Source organism: Comamonas sp. SCN 65-56 (assembly GCF_001724135.1).
Lineage (GTDB): Bacteria > Pseudomonadota > Gammaproteobacteria > Burkholderiales > Burkholderiaceae_C > Comamonas_C.
On record NZ_MEDS01000001.1, the window covers coordinates 79717 to 95718 of the forward strand.

The 16002-nt window shown below is 63.2% G+C and carries 13 protein-coding genes; 6 read left to right on the forward strand and 7 right to left on the reverse strand.

Annotated features, from left to right (window positions below):
• The first annotated feature begins 161 nt into the window (after positions 1-161).
• A complete protein-coding gene (locus tag ABS45_RS00375) occupies positions 162-2264 on the forward strand; it encodes a DUF262 domain-containing HNH endonuclease family protein (RefSeq protein ID WP_291551662.1) in 2103 nt (700 codons plus the stop codon).
• A gap of 130 nt (positions 2265-2394) precedes the next feature.
• On the opposite strand, the gene ABS45_RS00380 is transcribed toward ABS45_RS00375, so the two are convergent.
• The 5 genes from ABS45_RS00380 to ABS45_RS00400 form a co-directional block, all read right to left on the reverse strand.
• Positions 2395-3003 (reverse strand): YqiA/YcfP family alpha/beta fold hydrolase, encoded by a 609-nt coding sequence (locus ABS45_RS00380; protein WP_291551664.1) that lies wholly within the window; start codon positions 3001-3003, stop codon positions 2395-2397.
• A 56-nt stretch (positions 3004-3059) separates the two neighbouring features.
• Entirely contained in the window at positions 3060-3761 is a 702-nt protein-coding gene (locus tag ABS45_RS00385) for a hypothetical protein (protein ID WP_291551665.1), read from the reverse strand.
• 13 nt (positions 3762-3774) lie between these two features.
• The gene (locus ABS45_RS00390) at positions 3775-3978 is read right to left on the reverse strand and encodes a hypothetical protein (RefSeq protein ID WP_291551668.1); all 204 of its coding nucleotides are present in this window, start codon (positions 3976-3978) and stop codon (positions 3775-3777) included.
• A gap of 274 nt (positions 3979-4252) precedes the next feature.
• Positions 4253-5314: an AI-2E family transporter gene (locus ABS45_RS00395; RefSeq protein WP_291551670.1), complete on the reverse strand. Its 1062-nt coding sequence runs from the start codon at positions 5312-5314 to the stop codon at positions 4253-4255.
• 149 nt (positions 5315-5463) lie between these two features.
• Positions 5464-6471, reverse strand: coding sequence for a hypothetical protein (locus tag ABS45_RS00400; RefSeq protein ID WP_291551671.1), 1008 nt, complete (start codon positions 6469-6471; stop codon positions 5464-5466).
• A gap of 253 nt (positions 6472-6724) precedes the next feature.
• On the opposite strand from ABS45_RS00400, the gene ABS45_RS00405 reads away from it, so the two are divergent.
• The 4 genes from ABS45_RS00405 to zapE all read left to right on the forward strand — a co-directional run bounded on the left by ABS45_RS00405 (position 6725) and on the right by zapE (position 13621).
• On the forward strand, positions 6725-9604 hold the full coding sequence (locus ABS45_RS00405) for a 2-oxoglutarate dehydrogenase E1 component (protein ID WP_291551674.1): 2880 nt from the start codon (positions 6725-6727) through the stop codon (positions 9602-9604).
• Between the two features lie 93 nt (positions 9605-9697).
• The gene (odhB, locus tag ABS45_RS00410) at positions 9698-10954 is read left to right on the forward strand and encodes a 2-oxoglutarate dehydrogenase complex dihydrolipoyllysine-residue succinyltransferase (protein ID WP_291551676.1); all 1257 of its coding nucleotides are present in this window, start codon (positions 9698-9700) and stop codon (positions 10952-10954) included.
• Between the two features lie 65 nt (positions 10955-11019).
• Positions 11020-12447, forward strand: a complete 1428-nt coding sequence (gene lpdA / locus ABS45_RS00415; protein ID WP_291551678.1) for a dihydrolipoyl dehydrogenase — start codon at positions 11020-11022, stop codon at positions 12445-12447.
• 76 nt (positions 12448-12523) lie between these two features.
• Positions 12524-13621 (forward strand): cell division protein ZapE, encoded by a 1098-nt coding sequence (zapE, locus tag ABS45_RS00420; protein ID WP_291551680.1) that lies wholly within the window; start codon positions 12524-12526, stop codon positions 13619-13621.
• A gap of 12 nt (positions 13622-13633) precedes the next feature.
• On the opposite strand, the gene ABS45_RS00425 is transcribed toward zapE, so the two are convergent.
• Both ABS45_RS00425 and ABS45_RS00430 read right to left on the reverse strand, forming a co-directional pair.
• The gene (locus tag ABS45_RS00425) at positions 13634-14437 is read right to left on the reverse strand and encodes a protein phosphatase 2C domain-containing protein (protein ID WP_291551682.1); all 804 of its coding nucleotides are present in this window, start codon (positions 14435-14437) and stop codon (positions 13634-13636) included.
• A 9-nt stretch (positions 14438-14446) separates the two neighbouring features.
• Complete coding sequence (locus ABS45_RS00430; RefSeq protein ID WP_291551685.1) at positions 14447-15244, reverse strand: outer membrane protein assembly factor BamD; 798 nt, start codon at positions 15242-15244, stop codon at positions 14447-14449.
• Between the two features lie 127 nt (positions 15245-15371).
• On the opposite strand from ABS45_RS00430, the gene ABS45_RS00435 reads away from it, so the two are divergent.
• The gene (locus ABS45_RS00435) at positions 15372-15977 is read left to right on the forward strand and encodes a phosphatase PAP2 family protein (protein ID WP_291551688.1); all 606 of its coding nucleotides are present in this window, start codon (positions 15372-15374) and stop codon (positions 15975-15977) included.
• Positions 15978-16002 lie beyond the last annotated feature (25 nt).

Genomic DNA, 16002 nt, shown 5'->3' on the forward strand with positions numbered 1-16002 from the left:
TCTCAACTCCGAAGTGCAACACCAGTAGTTGAAAATCAATGGGTCGTAGTCGAGTCTTTCTCGCTGATGACAGCCATGATGCGCTTGGAAACTTGGTAGGGGCTGCCTGTAAGCAGCACTGTAGAGATCACTCGTAAAGTTCAAATAAGGGGAAATCACGTATGCAACCGAACAAGACCACCGTCACCGGGCTGTTCAATGCGCCATATCAGTACCAAATTCCAATATTCCAGCGTGGCTACGTTTGGACGCTGGAGAAGCAAGTGGTGCCGTTGTGGGTTGACATACAGAATCGTGCAGATGCGCGACTCGAACGTGACGCGGCCCAACAAAGCGTGAGTGCTGGGGCACTCAAGCCGTTGCAAAAGCACTTCCTGGGTTCTCTAGTACTGACCCCGGTAACGCCGCCTTTCGGGCGGGTACCTGCTTACGAGGTGATCGACGGCCAGCAGCGCTCCACGACGTTGCAGCTGTTGTTGTTAGCCTTCCGCCAAGCGGTGCAGAACCTGGGTGACGAACAGTTGTTCAAGATGCTGGATGCCCTCGTGCGCAATCCCGGCCCGTACACGGTGGATACGGATTACCACAAGATTTGGCCCACCCAGGCTGGACAGGATGAAATGCAGTTGCTGTACTCGGCTGCGGATGTGGCGTCAGTTTGCAGTGCGTACCCTGCGCGTGATGGTCGCCGCAAGGTCGAACGCCCGCTCATGGTGCAGACCTTCCTGTACTTTTATTTCGCCTGTCTTGCCTATCTGCAAGGCGTCGATCTCGCGGGTGCTGCCGATTTCGACGAGCACACACCCAGTGACGAACTGGTTAAGCGCATTCGTGGGGGCAATGCCGTGGTGCCGCTGGAGTCCGCTGGCACGTTTGACGCGCAACGTGCCCAGGCTTTGTACATGGCGCTGGCGGAAAACGTGCAGATCATGACACTGCAACTGGAGGCCGAAGACGACCCTCAGGTGATTTTCGAGACACTCAACGCGCGCGGTGAACCGCTCCTCGCTTCCGACCTGATCCGAAACTTCGTGTTTTTGCAGGCCGCGCGTGATGGCAAGCCGGTCAGTGCGCTGTACACAAAGTTCTGGAGTCAGTTCGATTTGGCAGCCGATGGCAAGGGTGTCACTAGCAATCGCTACTGGGTGGAGAAGGAGCGGCAAGGTCGCTTGACTTATCCGCGCATTGACCTGTTCTTTTACAGTTACACGGTGCTGCGCAGCCGTGAAACCACGCTGGTCGGCCATGTATTCGAGGCATTCAAGGCGTGGTGGCAAACCGAGCACCGCGAGCTGGAGCAGGAGCTTGAGCGCATCGTCACCGCCAGCGGTTACTTCAAGGAATTAGTGTCTCCGCAGGGCACCGGGTGGCTGGCCGAATTCGCGCGCCTCATGCAAGCGTTGGACGTGAGCATCATCACGCCGGTGTATCTGGCGCTACGCGAGCGGCTGGCTGCCGATAGCCCGGAACTGCGGCAGGCGCTGGGCGACCTTGCCTCCCACCTCACGCGCCGCGCCGTATGTGGGATGACTACCAAAGGTTACAACCGCTTCTTTATGCGTCTGTTGCAGGCGGTTACCGCCGCACCGGATGCGCCGCAGGCTGCGTTGCGGACGGCCCTGCTGGCAGCCACCGCAGACAGTGAGCGTTGGCCGAGTGACGAAATATTCCGCGAGCGTTGGACTAATCGGCCGGTGTACTGGGAAATGAAGCCAGCGCGAGTGTGCGGCATCCTGCGCGCACTCGAATATGGCGCCCGTGGCCCGGCGCAGGGGAGCAACGAGGTACCCGTCCAAGCAGCACTGACTGTCGAGCATGTGATGCCGCAAAGCTGGGCGACCGTGGCCTACTACCAAGAGGACAGCATGTCGGATGGACAGCATCCCGCGCGCGACATCGCCATCCACCGTTTCGGCAACCTCACATTGCTGACCCAGCCGCTCAATAGTTCAGTCAGTAACGGGCCGTTCGACGACTGGAAGAATACGAAAGGCGAGATGGTGGAAGGCAAGCGCGCGAAGTTGGGCCAGAGCGCGTTGCTCATCAACACGTATTTCAACGGCAAATACCCGGAAAAATGGGATGACAAGGCCATTGGTGAGCGCAGTGATGCACTGTATGCCGCCGCGGCACTGGTGTGGTCGCGCCCCGTCGCTGCAGAAGTGGCACCGAAAACGGTCGCGCATGAGCTTTGGGGCGGCGGTGCCAAGAAACGTGCGAGTCAGGATCGCTTGGCCGAGTCGGCACCCGACGTTCAAGAGTAAGGGATCTACTGACGCCCGTTGCCATGTAACCGACTGCAATGCAGGCACCAAGTAGCTCGTACTTCAAGCGAGGGCGGTTGTTGGCCAGCCAGCGTTCAAACGCCTTGCGGAAGAATGGCTGGGGCATCGGTCATTCGTGCCGGGGCCGCCAGTGCAGGAATTTTTCAATCTCCGGCAGATAGTCCGCAAAGTTCGGCAGCCCGTGGTCGCCACCTTCGTGTACCAGCGTCGTGGCCTGCGGGTAGCGCCTCACCGTGTCGCGCCAGTCCAGCACCTCGTCGCCCGTGGCCACGATCAGCAACTGGGGCGCGGCAGGGGGCTGGTGCGCCACGTCCAGGGCTTCCAGTTCGTCCAGGTGTTCGGGGCGAAAGTCAAACGTTTCATTGGGCTTGTCCCAGGGGCTCAGCACACCCAGGTAGCGCTGCAACGTGACCCATGGGGCGATGGAGGGATTGATGAGCACGCTTTTGCAGGCCAGTTGCTGCGCCAGCCAGGTGGCGTAGAAGCCCCCCAAGGATGAGCCGATGACAGCCATCCGATCTCGCGGCACGTCGTCCCAGGCATGGGTTGTCTGGAGCAGCAGCGCCGCTGCTTGCTTGGGCGATGGGGGCAACTGCGGCGCGGCGAACAGGACCTGGGGGTCATGCTCGGAAACGTGGTGCTGCAATAGCTGCGCTTTGGCGGATTGGGGCGAGGATCGAAAACCGTGAAGGTAGAGCAGGTGAGTGGTGGCAGGCATGATCAGGCACCTTGCGTGTGGGTAACGGGATGGACGTGGGGATGAAGCTTTTGCTTTCAGGCTCCGATGCGGGCTCGAACCTGCTGAAGAAATTGCTCATAAGTCAGTAGCTGCTCCGGCGGGGTGCGTCGGCGGGTTTTTTCAAACAGCAGGGCATGCAACCACGGCAGGAGGTTGTCGGTGTCTGGCTCTCCGGGGCGGGGCATCTGTGGGGGCTCGGTGCTGTCCTGTTCGTCTTCGTCGCTGGTTTCTTCTTCCGCATCGTCCAGATTAATGATCGGTACACCCACCCGGATCATGATGAATCCTTCATAGGCGGCAGGGTTGAGCAGCTCGGGTGCGGTTTGCATGAAGCTGGCATACGTCCAACCCGATTCTTCGGTGAACAGGTCAGGCAGGATGTTCTGAAACAGCATCTCGTGCAGGGCAAGCATTTGATTTTGCGCACTGCTCGGGCGCTGCAGGCTGTCATCAAGGTTGGCGATGAGCGCGCTTAGTCCTTCTTCACCCCACTTTGTCTGCAGGCAGTCCTCCCAGAACCATGCATCAAACACTTGGCAGACGGCATCGCGCAGTGGCACACCGGTGCTCAGCAGGCGGGCGATGTGCGGTGCTTCACATTCGTACTCGTCCTCCATGTCCAGGTTCAGGCGGCAACAGGTTCCCATGGGGTCGAGGTCATGCAGCAGGTGCTCCAGGCGCTGGATCAGCGGCAAAAGCGGGTCATGGTCATGTGCGGTATTGGCTTGGGCTTGCATGAAGGTCCTTTCATCAGACGATTTTGGTGCCTGTGGTCGCCCCCTTTTCGTTGTAGGTGTAGATGACCCGTCCCATCTGAATGTTGACGAAGCTGCTGGTGTAACCCTTCACACCGTCGGTCGGCTCGCGCCCAACGATTTTGGTAAAGAGCGTCTGGTTCTTTTCGTTGTAAACATAGATGACGGGTCCGCGCTGGATGACGTTGGCGATGGGCATGTGTGCTCTCCTGAATGTTGGCTTCCGGGGCCGTGGCTGTTGGCCCGCGAGATGAAGGTCATTCTCTGGTTGCGTGCGACAAAATGTGCCGCCAGCAAAGCCGCTGGTGTGAGCGTGGCGTTTTAGTCACATGCGCTACACGATGGGAATTGGCCCTGCGCTACGGTGGCGAAGGGAATCCGTGCACATGTTGCGGCAGCTTGCGCGGGTAGCCTTGTTTCGTCCAGCACGAACCGCCGGGGGTGCCCCCGGGTTTTTGCTTGTTCTGTGGTTTTTATTCGGTACCGCTGCTTGCTGGTGGCGGCGAATACAAATCCCACGTCGCGATGAACAGCGCTGCGATCACCGGCCCGATGACGAAGCCGGTCAAGCCAAACAGCGCCATGCCGCCCAGCGTGGAGATCAGCACCACGTAGTCGGGCATCTTGGTGTCCTTGCCCACCAGCAGCGGGCGCAGCACGTTGTCCACCAGGCCAATCACGCCGATGCCGTACAGCGCCAGCGTGACGCCTTGCCAGGTGGCGCCGGTCGCCAGGAAATACAGCGCCACCGGCCCCCAGATCAGGCTGGCGCCGATGGCCGGCAGCAGCGAGAGGAAGGCCATGATTACGCCCCAGAGCACCGGCCCCTGGATGCCCAGCGCCCAGAAAATCAGGCCGCCCAGCGCCCCTTGCGTCGCTGCCACCGCGATGTTGCCCTTGACCGTGGCGCGGATCACGGTGATGAACTTGGCGCTGAGTTCGCGCTTGTGCTCCTCATCCAGGGGAATCGCGTTGCGGATGCGCGTGCCCAACTGCGTTCCGTCGCGCAGCAGGAAGAACAACAGGTAGAGCATCACGCCGAAGTTGACGATGAACTGCAGCGTGTTGGAGCCCACGTTCACTGCCTGGTTGGCCAGGAATTGGCTGGCCTGGGCGCCAAAGCTCGCGAGTTTGGTCTGCAGTTCGGCAAAGGTGCCCAGATGCAGGCTCTCGAGCAACTTGAGTACCCATGCGGGCAGCGCCGCCCAGATCTGCTGCGCATAGGCCCCGAAGTTGATCTGGCCGGCGCGCACTCGCTGGTAGACGACGCCGGCTTCCTGCGCCATCGACGCCGCGATGGCAAGGATGGGCAGGATGACGATCAGCAGGCAGATCGCAAGCGTCAGCAGCGCCGCCAGATTGGGCGTGCGGCGCATGCGCAGCAGCAGCCGCCGGTGCAGCGGTGCGAACAGGATGGCGAGCACCATGCCCCAGAAAATCGCACCGTGCAGCGGCAGCAGGATGGCGCCAAACGCGAGCGTGACAGCGACCAGCAGAAGCAGCAGGGCACGGTGGGTAAGTGTCGGCTGGTGCATGGGTGTTGGGCGTTGCGGCTGCGTGATGACACGGACTGTACGGCATGCGTACCGGTTGGGCTTGGCGCATCGAAGGTGCGGTCCGATTTACGGCAACGGCGTGCCGTTCAACACCGTTGCCCCGGCGGTTGCAAGACAGCAGCGGTTTGCTATCGCTCTTCGTGTTCGTGTTCGCGCTCATGGCGCGGATGTGGCTGAGGGGCGTGGTGCTCAGGCCGCGCGTGTTGCGGCGCGTGTGCGGCCGGACGCGGCTGCGTGCGCTCGCGTTCCATTGGCGCGATCTCGCGCTCCCCGAGGGCAGCACGCTCGGGCATCCGTTCTGCACGTTCTGGCGCATGTTCGGCTGGTGTGTGCACTGGCGCTGTTTCCTGGCGCACGGTCGCTGCCGGGTGCGGCTCGGCAGGGGTGCGTACTGCTGCCGCAGGATCGGCAAAATGCTCGCTCACGCGTGATGTTCCGTACACGGCTGGCCCGGTGCCTGACGGGTTGTAGCGCTGGCTGCGCTCCTGCACGGCCATGGTGTGCTGTTGCACCTGGGCTGCCGTAGGAGCGGTATGTGGCTGGTGCAGCGCGGTCTTTTCCATCGCATTGGGCTGCACCATGGTTCCGCCGCTGCCGCCGTTGTAGCTCACGCGGTTGACCGTCGTGTTGTTGTGCGTGACGCTGTTGTCCACATACACGTTGGTGATGTGGGTGTTGTGGATGTTGTTGACGGTGCGGTTGTAATAGAACTGGTCGCCGTGCCAGTAGCCGCCGACGTAGCCGGTGCCAAAGTAGCCAAAGCCGTAGTTGATGCCGCCGTAAAAACCTATCGTCGGTCCCCAGTAACCCGCATGCCAGCGGTAGACGCCGCCTGACCAGCCCCACCAGCCGGGGGTCCACAGGACGCCCACGCGCTGCGGCAGCACCCAGACTCCGGGTACCCAGTAGTAGGCCGCATCGCCCCAGGCCCAGTAGCCTGGCGTCCAGAGGTAGCCGGGCCCGGGCGCCACGGGCTGCTCATAGACGGGCAGTGCGGGTGGCGCGATGCTGGTGGTTATCGTCGTCGTACCGGACGCGGTTTCGGTCACGGTAGTGGTGGTGGCCGCGGGCGCAACTGCGCAACCGGACAGCAGAGCCAGGCTGGCCGCCATGGAGAGAAGCGTGAATGTTTTCATGACGCAGACCTTCCTTTCGCACCATGCAACGCAGTGTTGGACCGCACTGTTCACACAAGAATCGGCAAACAGTTACGCAAAGCACCGCTGGTGCCATGCCGCCAGCGGGCGCCCGGTGATCGGTGGCACAATAGCCTTCGCACATCAGGCCCCTTCCCCAGCCACAGTCGCATCCGCCATCCGGTACAGCCGTGTCGCGGAAGGTTTTCCAACCAACTCACGTTTCCTTCAGGGAGACAAAGGTCAGCGGGACATGAGCGAACCGACATCCGTCTACCAAGCCTTTCAGGGCAATACCTATCTCTTCGGCGGCAACGCGCCGTATGTCGAGGAGATGTATGAAAGCTATCTCACCAATCCCGGCAGCGTGCCGGATTCATGGCGCGAATATTTCGACGCGCTGCAGCACGTGCCCGCCGTCGACGGCAGCGATGCCCGTGACGTGCCGCACCAACCGGTCATCAACGCCTTTGCCGAGCGCGCCAAGCAGGGCGGCACGCAGGTGGTCGTTGCGTTTGGCGCCGATTCGGACATGGGCCGCAAGCGCACCGCAGTGCAGCAGCTCATCGCCGCGTATCGCAACGTGGGCGCGCGCTGGGCGGATCTGGATCCGCTCAAGCGCCAGGAGCGCCCGGCGATTCCGGAACTCGAACCTTCCTTTTATGGCTTCACCGATGCCGATCAGGAAACCGTCTTCAATGCCAGCAACACCTTCTTCGGCAAGGAGAGCATGCCGCTGCGCGAGCTGCTCAACGCGCTGCGCGAGACCTATTGCGGCACGCTGGGCGCGGAGTTCATGTATGCGACCGACCAGCACCAGAAGCGCTGGTGGCAGCAAAAGCTCGAGAGCGTGCGCAGCAAGCCGCAGTACGACGCGGCCAAGAAAAAACGCATCCTGGAGCGCCTGACGGCCGCCGAGGGGCTGGAGCGCTTTCTGCACACCAAATACGTCGGGCAAAAGCGCTTTTCGCTCGAAGGCGGTGAAACCTTCATCCCGGCCATTGACCACCTGATCCAGTCCGCGGGCCAGAAGGGCGTGCAGGAGATCGTCATCGGCATGGCGCACCGCGGCCGCCTGAACGTGCTGGTGAACACGCTGGGCAAGATGCCCAAGGATCTGTTCGCCGAGTTTGACCACACCGCGCCCGAAGATTTGCCGGCCGGTGACGTGAAATACCATCAGGGCTTTTCCAGCGACGTGACCAGCCCGGGCGGCCCGGTGCACCTGTCTCTGGCGTTCAACCCCTCGCACCTGGAGATCGTCAATCCGGTGGTCGAGGGCTCGGTGCGCTCGCGCATGGACCGCCGCGGCGACCCGCATGGCAAGCAGGTGCTGCCGGTTATCGTGCATGGTGACGCGGCCATCGCCGGCCAGGGCGTGAACCAGGAAACCTTGGCGCTGTCCGAGACTCGCGGTTACAGCACCGGCGGCACGGTGCATGTGGTCATCAACAACCAGATTGGTTTCACCACCAGCGACCCGCGTGACAGCCGCTCCACCATGTATTGCACCGACATCATGAAGATGATCGACTCGCCGGTGCTGCACGTGAATGCCGATGACCCCGAAGCGGTGTGCCTGGCGATGGAACTGGCGCTGGAGTACCGCATGGAGTTCTCGCGCGACGTCGCGGTGGACATCGTCTGCTATCGCAAGCTGGGCCACAACGAGCAGGACACCCCCATGCTCACCCAGCCGCTGATGTACAAGAAAATCGCGGCGCACCCCGGCACGCGCAAGCTCTATGCCGACAAGCTCGCGGCGCAGGGCATGGGTGCGACGCTGGGCGACGACATGGTGCAGGCCTATCGCACGGCGATGGACGATGGCAAGCACACGGTCGATCCGGTGCTGACCAACTTCAAGAGCAAGTACGCGGTCGATTGGAGCCCCTACCTTGGTAAGAGCTGGAGCGATGCGGCCGATACCGCGATTCCGCTGGCGGAATGGAAGCGCCTGGCCGAGCGCATCACCACCATCCCGGAGAGCGTCACGCCGCACATGCTGGTCAAGAAGGTGTATGCCGACCGCGCGGCCATGGGCCGCGGCGAACACCCGGTGGATTGGGGCATGGGCGAGCACATGGCGTTTGCCTCGCTGGTGGCCTCGGGCTACCCCATCCGTTTGTCGGGCGAAGACAGCGGGCGCGGCACCTTCAGCCACCGCCATGCGGTGATTCACGACCAGAAGCGCGAAAAGTGGGATGAGGGCTCCTACGTGCCGCTGCAAAACGTGGGCGAGGGCCAGGCGCCGTTCACCGTCATTGACTCCATCCTGTCCGAAGAGGCGGTGCTGGCGTTCGAGTACGGCTACGCCTCCAACGACCCGGGATCGCTGGTGATCTGGGAGGCGCAGTTCGGCGACTTCGCCAATGGCGCGCAGGTGGTGATCGATCAGTTCATCGCCTCGGGCGAGGTGAAGTGGGGGCGCGTGAACGGCATGGCGCTGATGCTGCCGCACGGCTATGAAGGCCAGGGGCCGGAGCACAGCTCGGCGCGCGTCGAGCGCTTCATGCAGCTGGCCGCCGACACCAACATCCAGATCGTGCAACCGACCACTGCGAGCCAGATTTTTCACGTGCTGCGGCGCCAGATGGTGCGTCCGATCCGAAAGCCGCTGGTCATCTTCACGCCCAAGAGCCTGCTGCGCGCCAAGGACGCGGCGTCGCCGATTTCGGAGTTCACCAGCGGGGGGTTTCAGCCCTTGATCGCCGAGCGCAATGAGGCGGTGGTGAAGAACGCGGCCAAGGTCAAGCGCATCATTGCCTGCTCGGGCAAGGTCTACTACGACCTGGTGAAGAAGCGCGAGGAAAAGGGCGTGGACGACGTGGCCATCATCCGCGTCGAGCAGCTCTACCCCTTCCCGCACAAGGCGTTTGCCGCCGAGCTCAAGCGTTTTGGCAAGGCCGCCGACATCGTCTGGTGCCAGGATGAACCACAGAACCAGGGTGCGTGGTTCTTCATCCAGCACAACATCCACGAGAACATGCTCGCGGGCCAGAAGCTCGGCTACGCCGGACGCGCCGCCTCGGCCTCGCCGGCTGTCGGCTACGCGCATCTGCACGCCGAGCAGCAGAAGAACCTGGTGGAAGCCGCTTTCGCCAAGCTCAAGGGCTTTGTGCTCACGAAATAAGCGATTGGTTCATCGTGCGGCTGGCGTTGTGTCCAACGCGCCGCGCGATGTCTCACGCACCACGCATCACGCATTACGCAAACGGAATTGAACATGTCCATCGTTGAAGTCAAAGTCCCCGAGCTGTCGGAGTCCATTGAAGAGGCCACGCTGCTCACCTGGAAGAAGAAGGCCGGCGAAGCGGTCGCTGCCGATGAAATCCTGATCGAAATCGAAACCGATAAGGTCGTCCTTGAAGTGCCCGCGCCCGCGGCCGGCGTGCTCAGCGAGGTGTTGCAGGGCGACGGCGCGACCGTGGTCGCGAGCCAGGTGATCGCCAGGATAGACACCGAAGCCGTGGCCGGTGCCGCCGCGCCCGCGGCTGCGCCTGTCGCCACTGCAGCAGCGCCCGCGCCCGCAGCCGCACAGGCCGCTGCTTCGGCAAGCGCCGCCAAGGCTGGTATCGCGATGCCCGCGGCCGCTAAGATCCTCGCCGAGAACAACCTGTCGGCCGCCAGCGTGCCCGGCACCGGGCGCGACGGCCGCGTGACCAAGGGCGATGCGCTGGCAGCGGTAGCCGGTGGCGTGAAGGCCGCAGCCGCCATCCCCACGGGCGTGCCGACCAAGGCGCTGCCGCAGGTGGCGGGCCCGGCCGCGCCCGATCTGGGCAACCGCCCCGAGCAGCGCGTGGCCATGAGCCGCCTGCGCGCGCGCGTGGCCGAGCGTCTGCTGCAGTCGCAGGCCACCAACGCCATCCTGACCACGTTCAACGAGGTGAACATGGCGCCGGTCATGGAGCTGCGCAAGAAGTTCCAGGACCAGTTCACCAAGGAGCATGGCGTCAAGCTCGGCTTCATGAGCTTCTTCGTCAAGGCGGCGGTGCATGCGCTGAAGAAATTCCCGGCCGTGAACGCCAGTGTCGATGGCACCGACATCGTCTACCACGGCTACTTTGACATCGGCATCGCGGTCGGCTCGCCACGCGGCCTGGTCGTGCCCATCCTGCGCAACGCCGATCAGATGAGCTTTGCCGATATCGAAAAGAAGATCGCCGAATTCGGCAAGAAGGCGGCCGACGGCAAACTCACGCTGGAGGAACTGACCGGCGGCACCTTCTCGATCAGCAATGGCGGCACCTTCGGCTCCATGCTCTCCACGCCCATCATCAACCCGCCGCAATCGGCCATCCTGGGCGTGCACGCCACCAAGGACCGCGCGGTGGTGGAAAACGGCCAGATCGTGATCCGGCCGATGAACTACCTGGCGCTGAGCTATGACCACCGCATCATCGACGGCCGCGAGGCGGTGCTCAGCCTGGTGGCGATGAAGGATGCATTGGAAGATCCCTCGCGCCTGCTGTTCGACATCTGAGCGCTGCAGCCAGAACATCCAACCCACCCTCGCGGTGGGTTTTCACCATTGACTGAAGGATAGAGATGAGCAAGTCATTTGACGTGGTCGTGATCGGTGCCGGCCCCGGCGGCTATATCGCCGCGATCCGCGCGGCGCAACTGGGCATGAATGTCGCCTGCATCGACGAGTGGAAGAACGACAAGGGCGGCCCCGCGCCCGGCGGTACCTGCACCAACGTGGGCTGCATTCCGTCGAAGGCGCTGCTGCAGTCGAGCGAGCATTACGAGCAGGCGCGCCTGCACTTTGCCGAGCACGGCATCACGGCGAAGGACGTGAAGATGGACGTCGCCACGATGGTGGGCCGCAAGGCCGCCGTGGTGAAGCAGAACAACGACGGCATCCTCTACCTGTTCAAGAAAAACAAGGTCACGTTCTTTCATGGCCGCGGTTCGTTCGTGAAATCGGCCGAGGGTGGCTACGAGATAGCCGTCGCCGGCGACAAGCCCGACACCCTGGTGGCCAAGCAGGTCATCGTCGCCACCGGCTCCAGCCCGCGCGAGTTGCCGGGCGCGCCGTTCGACGAGGAAACCATCCTCTCCAACGACGGCGCGCTGCGGATCCCCTCCGTTCCCAAGCGCCTGGCGCTGATCGGTTCGGGCGTGATCGGCCTGGAGATGGGCAGCGTCTGGCGGCGTGTCGGCGCTGAAGTCACGGTGCTCGAAGCGCTGCCGACCTTCCTCGGCGCGGTGGACGAACAAGTCGCCAAGGAGGCCAAGAAGGCCTTTGACAAGCAGGGCCTGAAGATCGAACTCGGGGTGAAGATCGCTGAGGTCAAGAGCGGCAAGAAGGGCGTCGCCATTGCCTACACCAATGCCAAGGGCGAGGCGCAGAAGCTCGACGTGGACAAGGTCATCGTCTCGATCGGCCGCGTGCCCAATACCACCGGCCTGAACGCCGAGGTCGTGGGCCTGAAGCTGACTGATCGTGGCATGGTGGAAGTGGATGAGCTGTGCCGCACCAACTTGCCCGGCGTCTGGGCCGTGGGCGACGTGGTGCGCGGCCCGATGCTGGCGCACAAGGCTGAGGAAGAAGGCGTGGCCGTGGCCGAGCGCATGGCGGGCCAGCACGGGCACGTGAATTTCAATACCATCCCCTGGGTGATCTATACCAGCCCGGAGATCGCCTGGGTCGGCAAGACCGAGCAGCAACTCAAGGCCGAGGGCGTGAAGTACAAGGCAGGCAGCTTCCCCTTCATGGCCAATGGCCGCGCGCGTGCGCTGGGCGACACCACCGGCTTCGTGAAGATGCTGGCGGATGCGGCGACCGATGAAATCCTCGGTGTGCACATCGTCGGGCCGCTGGCCAGCGAACTCGTGGCCGAGGCGGCGGTGGCGATGGAGTTCAAGGCCAGCAGCGAAGACATCGCCCGCATCTGCCATGCGCATCCGACGCTGGGTGAATCGATGAAGGAAGCGGCGCTGGCCGTGGACAAGCGCACGCTCAATTTCTGAGTTTCAAGCGAAATAGGCCTCTGGCGTTTGCTGGGCAAGCGTCAGCAGCTATTGTTTTCGTCAATCTGGAGAGGGTGTGTCGGTTCGGCAGATTTATGACCAGGCCCTGACGGTCAAGGGCTACCACAGCGATCCGGCGCAACTGCGCGCGATCGACGCGCTGGAGCGCTGCGCCAGCGAGTGGGGTGCGTACAAGCAGCGGCGCTCCAACGCGCTCAAAAAACTGCTGAATCACCCCGAGATTCCGCGCGGCGTGTACATGTACGGCGGCGTGGGGCGCGGCAAGAGCTTTCTGATGGACTGCTTTTTCGAGGCCGTGCCGATCAAGCGCAAGGTGCGGCTGCACTTTCATGAGTTCATGCGCGAGGTGCAGCGCCAGTTGACGGAGCTGCAGGGCACGCAGAACCCGCTTGATGCGCTGGGCGCGAACATCGCCAAGCGCTACAAACTGATCTGCTTTGACGAATTCCACATCGCCGACATCACGGACGCGATGATTCTCTATCGCTTGCTCGAATCGTTGTTTGCCAATGGCGTGGGCTTCATCACGACCTCCAACTTCGAGCCGGACGGCCTGTACCCCGATGGCCTGCACCGCGACCGCATCCTGCCGGCGATTGCGCTGCTCAAGGAGCGCATGGAGATCATCAACGTGGACAACGGCGTGGACTACCGCAGCCAGACGCTGGAGGATGCGACCATTTACCACCATCCGCTGGGGCCCGAGGCCGAGGCGGCGATGGCGGCCATGTTCGATCGCCTGGCCGAAGCGCGCGACGAAGATCCGCTGCTGCGCATCGAGGCGCGCGAGATCCATGCGCTGCGCCGCGCGGGCGGCGTGGTGTGGTTTGATTTTCGCGAGCTCTGCATGGGCCCGCGCTCGCAAAACGACTATCTGGAAATCGCCAGCCAGTTTCACACCGTGCTGCTCTCCAACGTGCCTTACATGCCGGTGAACATGGCCTCGGCCGCGCGGCGCTTTACCTGGCTGGTGGATGTGCTGTACGACAGACGCGTCAAGCTCATCATTTCAGCCGCCTTGCCGCCCGAGCAGCTCTACACCGAAGGGCCGCTGGTGCATGAATTTCCGCGCACCGTCTCGCGCCTCAATGAAATGCAGACGCGGGAATATTTGCAGCTGGAGCGTCGCGTGGTGGATACGCGCCTGACCTGAGCCCGGATTGCGTCAGGACTTGGCCTCGAAGCCTTGGAAGCGCCGGGATTTCTTGACTTCAACCGGGGCCTCGATTTTCACGATCACCAGCGACAGATTGTCGCCACCGCCGGCGGCACGTTCGCGCGCCTGCGCGATGAGAAATTCGGTGGCCTCGCGCGGCGTGCGCGTGCTGACCGCTTCGGCCAGTTCGTCGGCCGTGAAGTAGTGCCAGACGCCGTCGCTGCAGGCCAGCAGCACGTCGTCCGTTTTCAGCTCGGCAATCGCATAGCCGCTGGTCGGCGGCGTGTTGTCCATGCCCAGGCACCCGAGCAGGATGTTGGAATGCGGATGGTCGCGCGCCTGCGCTTCGGTCAGGTCGCCACGGTCGACCAGCGCCTGGACGTAGGAGTGGTCGCGCGTGCGATGCGCCATCTTGGCGCTCCGGAAATGGTAGATGCGCGAATCCCCGGCGTGCACCCAGTGGCAATCGCCCCCCGGGTTGACCAGGAAGGCGGCGATGGTGCTGTGCGGCTCCTGCTCGGCGGAGATGGCGGTGAGGCGGATGACGAGGTGCGCCTCCTGCACCATGTTTTCCAGAAACGAGGCGGCATCGTCGGTGGCCGGGTCGTAGCGCTCAAACACCTGGCCTGCTGTCATGATGACCTGGTCGGACGCCTTGCGCCCGCCGCTGCGCCCGCCCATGCCGTCGGCGACGATGGCGAGCACGCACCCATTGACGCGTGGGTGCGTCAGCAGCTCGACCCGGTCCTGCTGGTAGTCCCGGTCACCCTTGTCGGTGCCCGTGGAGGCAATGATCCGAAACGATTTGCTCATGCCGCTCCATTACCAGAGTTTCCACCACGGGTTGTCCTTGCCCTTGAAGCCGGACTTGGTGTAATCGCTTTGCGGGTAGGACGCGTCGAGCACGCGCTGCGCGTCCTCGCTCAGCTGCGTCAGACCCAGAGCCTCGTAGGAGCGCACCAGAATGTAGAGCGCCTCCTCGTTGGCCGGCACGTCGCGGTAATCGGCAATGGCGGACTGCGCGCGACTGACGGCGGCGACGTAGGCGCCGCGGTCAAAGTAGTAGCGCGCCACATGCACCTCGTACATCGCGAGGGCGTTGACGACATAGGTCATGCGCTGACGTGCATCGGGTGTGTAGCGCGAATCGGGAAAGCGCTCGGTCAGCTCCTTGAAGGCCTCGAACGATTCCTTGGCGGCCTTCTGGTCGCGCTCGGACAAATCCTGGCGCGAGAGCCAGGAGAACATGCCCAGGTCGTCGTTGAAATTGACCAGCCCCTTGAGGTAGAGCGCGTAGTCGTACGCCGGGCTGGCCGGGTGCAGCTTCATGAAGCGGTCCAGCGTGGCGATGGCCATGCCGCGGTCTCCGTTCTTGTATTCGGCATAGGCCTTGTCCAGCTGCGCCTGTTGCGCCAGTGGCGTGCCAGCGGCGCGCCCCTCCAGCTTTTCAAGCAGCGGAATGGCCTTGTCCCAGGCGCCGCCCTTCATCTCGTCCTGCGCCTCGGAATGGATTTTTTGCACGCTCCAGTGGGCCGTGGGGTCCGTCGGTGTGCTGGAGCAGCCGGACAGAACCGCGAGGAGCAGCAGGACGGCGGGCAGAAGTGCAGGTGGGCGCAGCATGGAGCGTGGATTCAACCAGAACGGAAAAATTCAGCCATTGTATGAAACAGCGACTGCGGGGACTACCGGCAATTGGTTGAAAATTGCAGCCCCGCCACACCTGCCTCCTGCACCGGGGGGCTGCCGGATGATGATGTTGGATGATTTCAATCGCTCGCTGTTCCTGTTGATCAACGGCCCGGCCGAGCCGGGGGCGGCGATGCTGCTTCTGGCGCGCGGCTGCGCCGCGCTGCTGGTGCTGGCGGTACCGCTGTACCTGACCCTGGCCTGGCTGCGCGGCGGGGAGGGGCGGCGCGGGCCGCTGCTGGAGGCGGCGCTCGCCTGTGCGCTGGGGTTTGCGGTGTCGGCGGCACTCGGGGCGCTCTGGCCGCATCCGCGCCCGTTCATGCTGCCGCTGGGCCATGCGCTGATGCCGCATGCCGCCACGCCATCGTTTCCCAGCAACCACCTGACCGGCATCTGGAGCGTGGCTTTCAGCCTGCTGTGGCACCGCAAGCAGCGCAGCGCCGGCTTCTGGCTGGCGCTGCTGGGTCTGCCGGTAGCCTGGGCGCGCATCTACCTGGGCATCCATTTCCCGTTGGATATGGTCGGCGCCGCGCTGGTGGCGGCCGCCTGCGCTGCCGTGCTGCATCTGGTGCTGCCCGGGTTGGTCAGCCTGCTGCTGCCGATGCTCAATGCCGTCTATCGACGGATTTTTGCCCCTTTGATACGGCGCGGCTGGGTCGCTTGGTAGGGCCGCGCGGCCGCTTTCTACAATC

Bases quoted from the DNA above. Each gene is read 5' to 3' on its own strand.
- odhB (WP_291551676.1), top strand. From the start codon at position 9,698: ATGTCCATCGTTGAAGTCAAAGTCCCCGAGCTGTCGGAGTCCATTGAA.
- ABS45_RS00375 (WP_291551662.1), top strand. From the start codon at position 162: ATGCAACCGAACAAGACCACCGTCACCGGGCTGTTCAATGCGCCATAT.
- ABS45_RS00430 (WP_291551685.1), bottom strand. From the start codon at position 15,244: ATGCTGCGCCCACCTGCACTTCTGCCCGCCGTCCTGCTGCTCCTCGCG.
- ABS45_RS00395 (WP_291551670.1), bottom strand. From the start codon at position 5,314: ATGCACCAGCCGACACTTACCCACCGTGCCCTGCTGCTTCTGCTGGTC.
- ABS45_RS00425 (WP_291551682.1), bottom strand. From the start codon at position 14,437: ATGAGCAAATCGTTTCGGATCATTGCCTCCACGGGCACCGACAAGGGT.
- ABS45_RS00390 (WP_291551668.1), bottom strand. From the start codon at position 3,978: ATGCCCATCGCCAACGTCATCCAGCGCGGACCCGTCATCTATGTTTAC.
- ABS45_RS00385 (WP_291551665.1), bottom strand. From the start codon at position 3,761: ATGCAAGCCCAAGCCAATACCGCACATGACCATGACCCGCTTTTGCCG.
- ABS45_RS00400 (WP_291551671.1), bottom strand. From the start codon at position 6,471: ATGAAAACATTCACGCTTCTCTCCATGGCGGCCAGCCTGGCTCTGCTG.
- ABS45_RS00405 (WP_291551674.1), top strand. From the start codon at position 6,725: ATGAGCGAACCGACATCCGTCTACCAAGCCTTTCAGGGCAATACCTAT.
- lpdA (WP_291551678.1), top strand. From the start codon at position 11,020: ATGAGCAAGTCATTTGACGTGGTCGTGATCGGTGCCGGCCCCGGCGGC.
- ABS45_RS00435 (WP_291551688.1), top strand. From the start codon at position 15,372: ATGATGATGTTGGATGATTTCAATCGCTCGCTGTTCCTGTTGATCAAC.
- ABS45_RS00380 (WP_291551664.1), bottom strand. From the start codon at position 3,003: ATGCCTGCCACCACTCACCTGCTCTACCTTCACGGTTTTCGATCCTCG.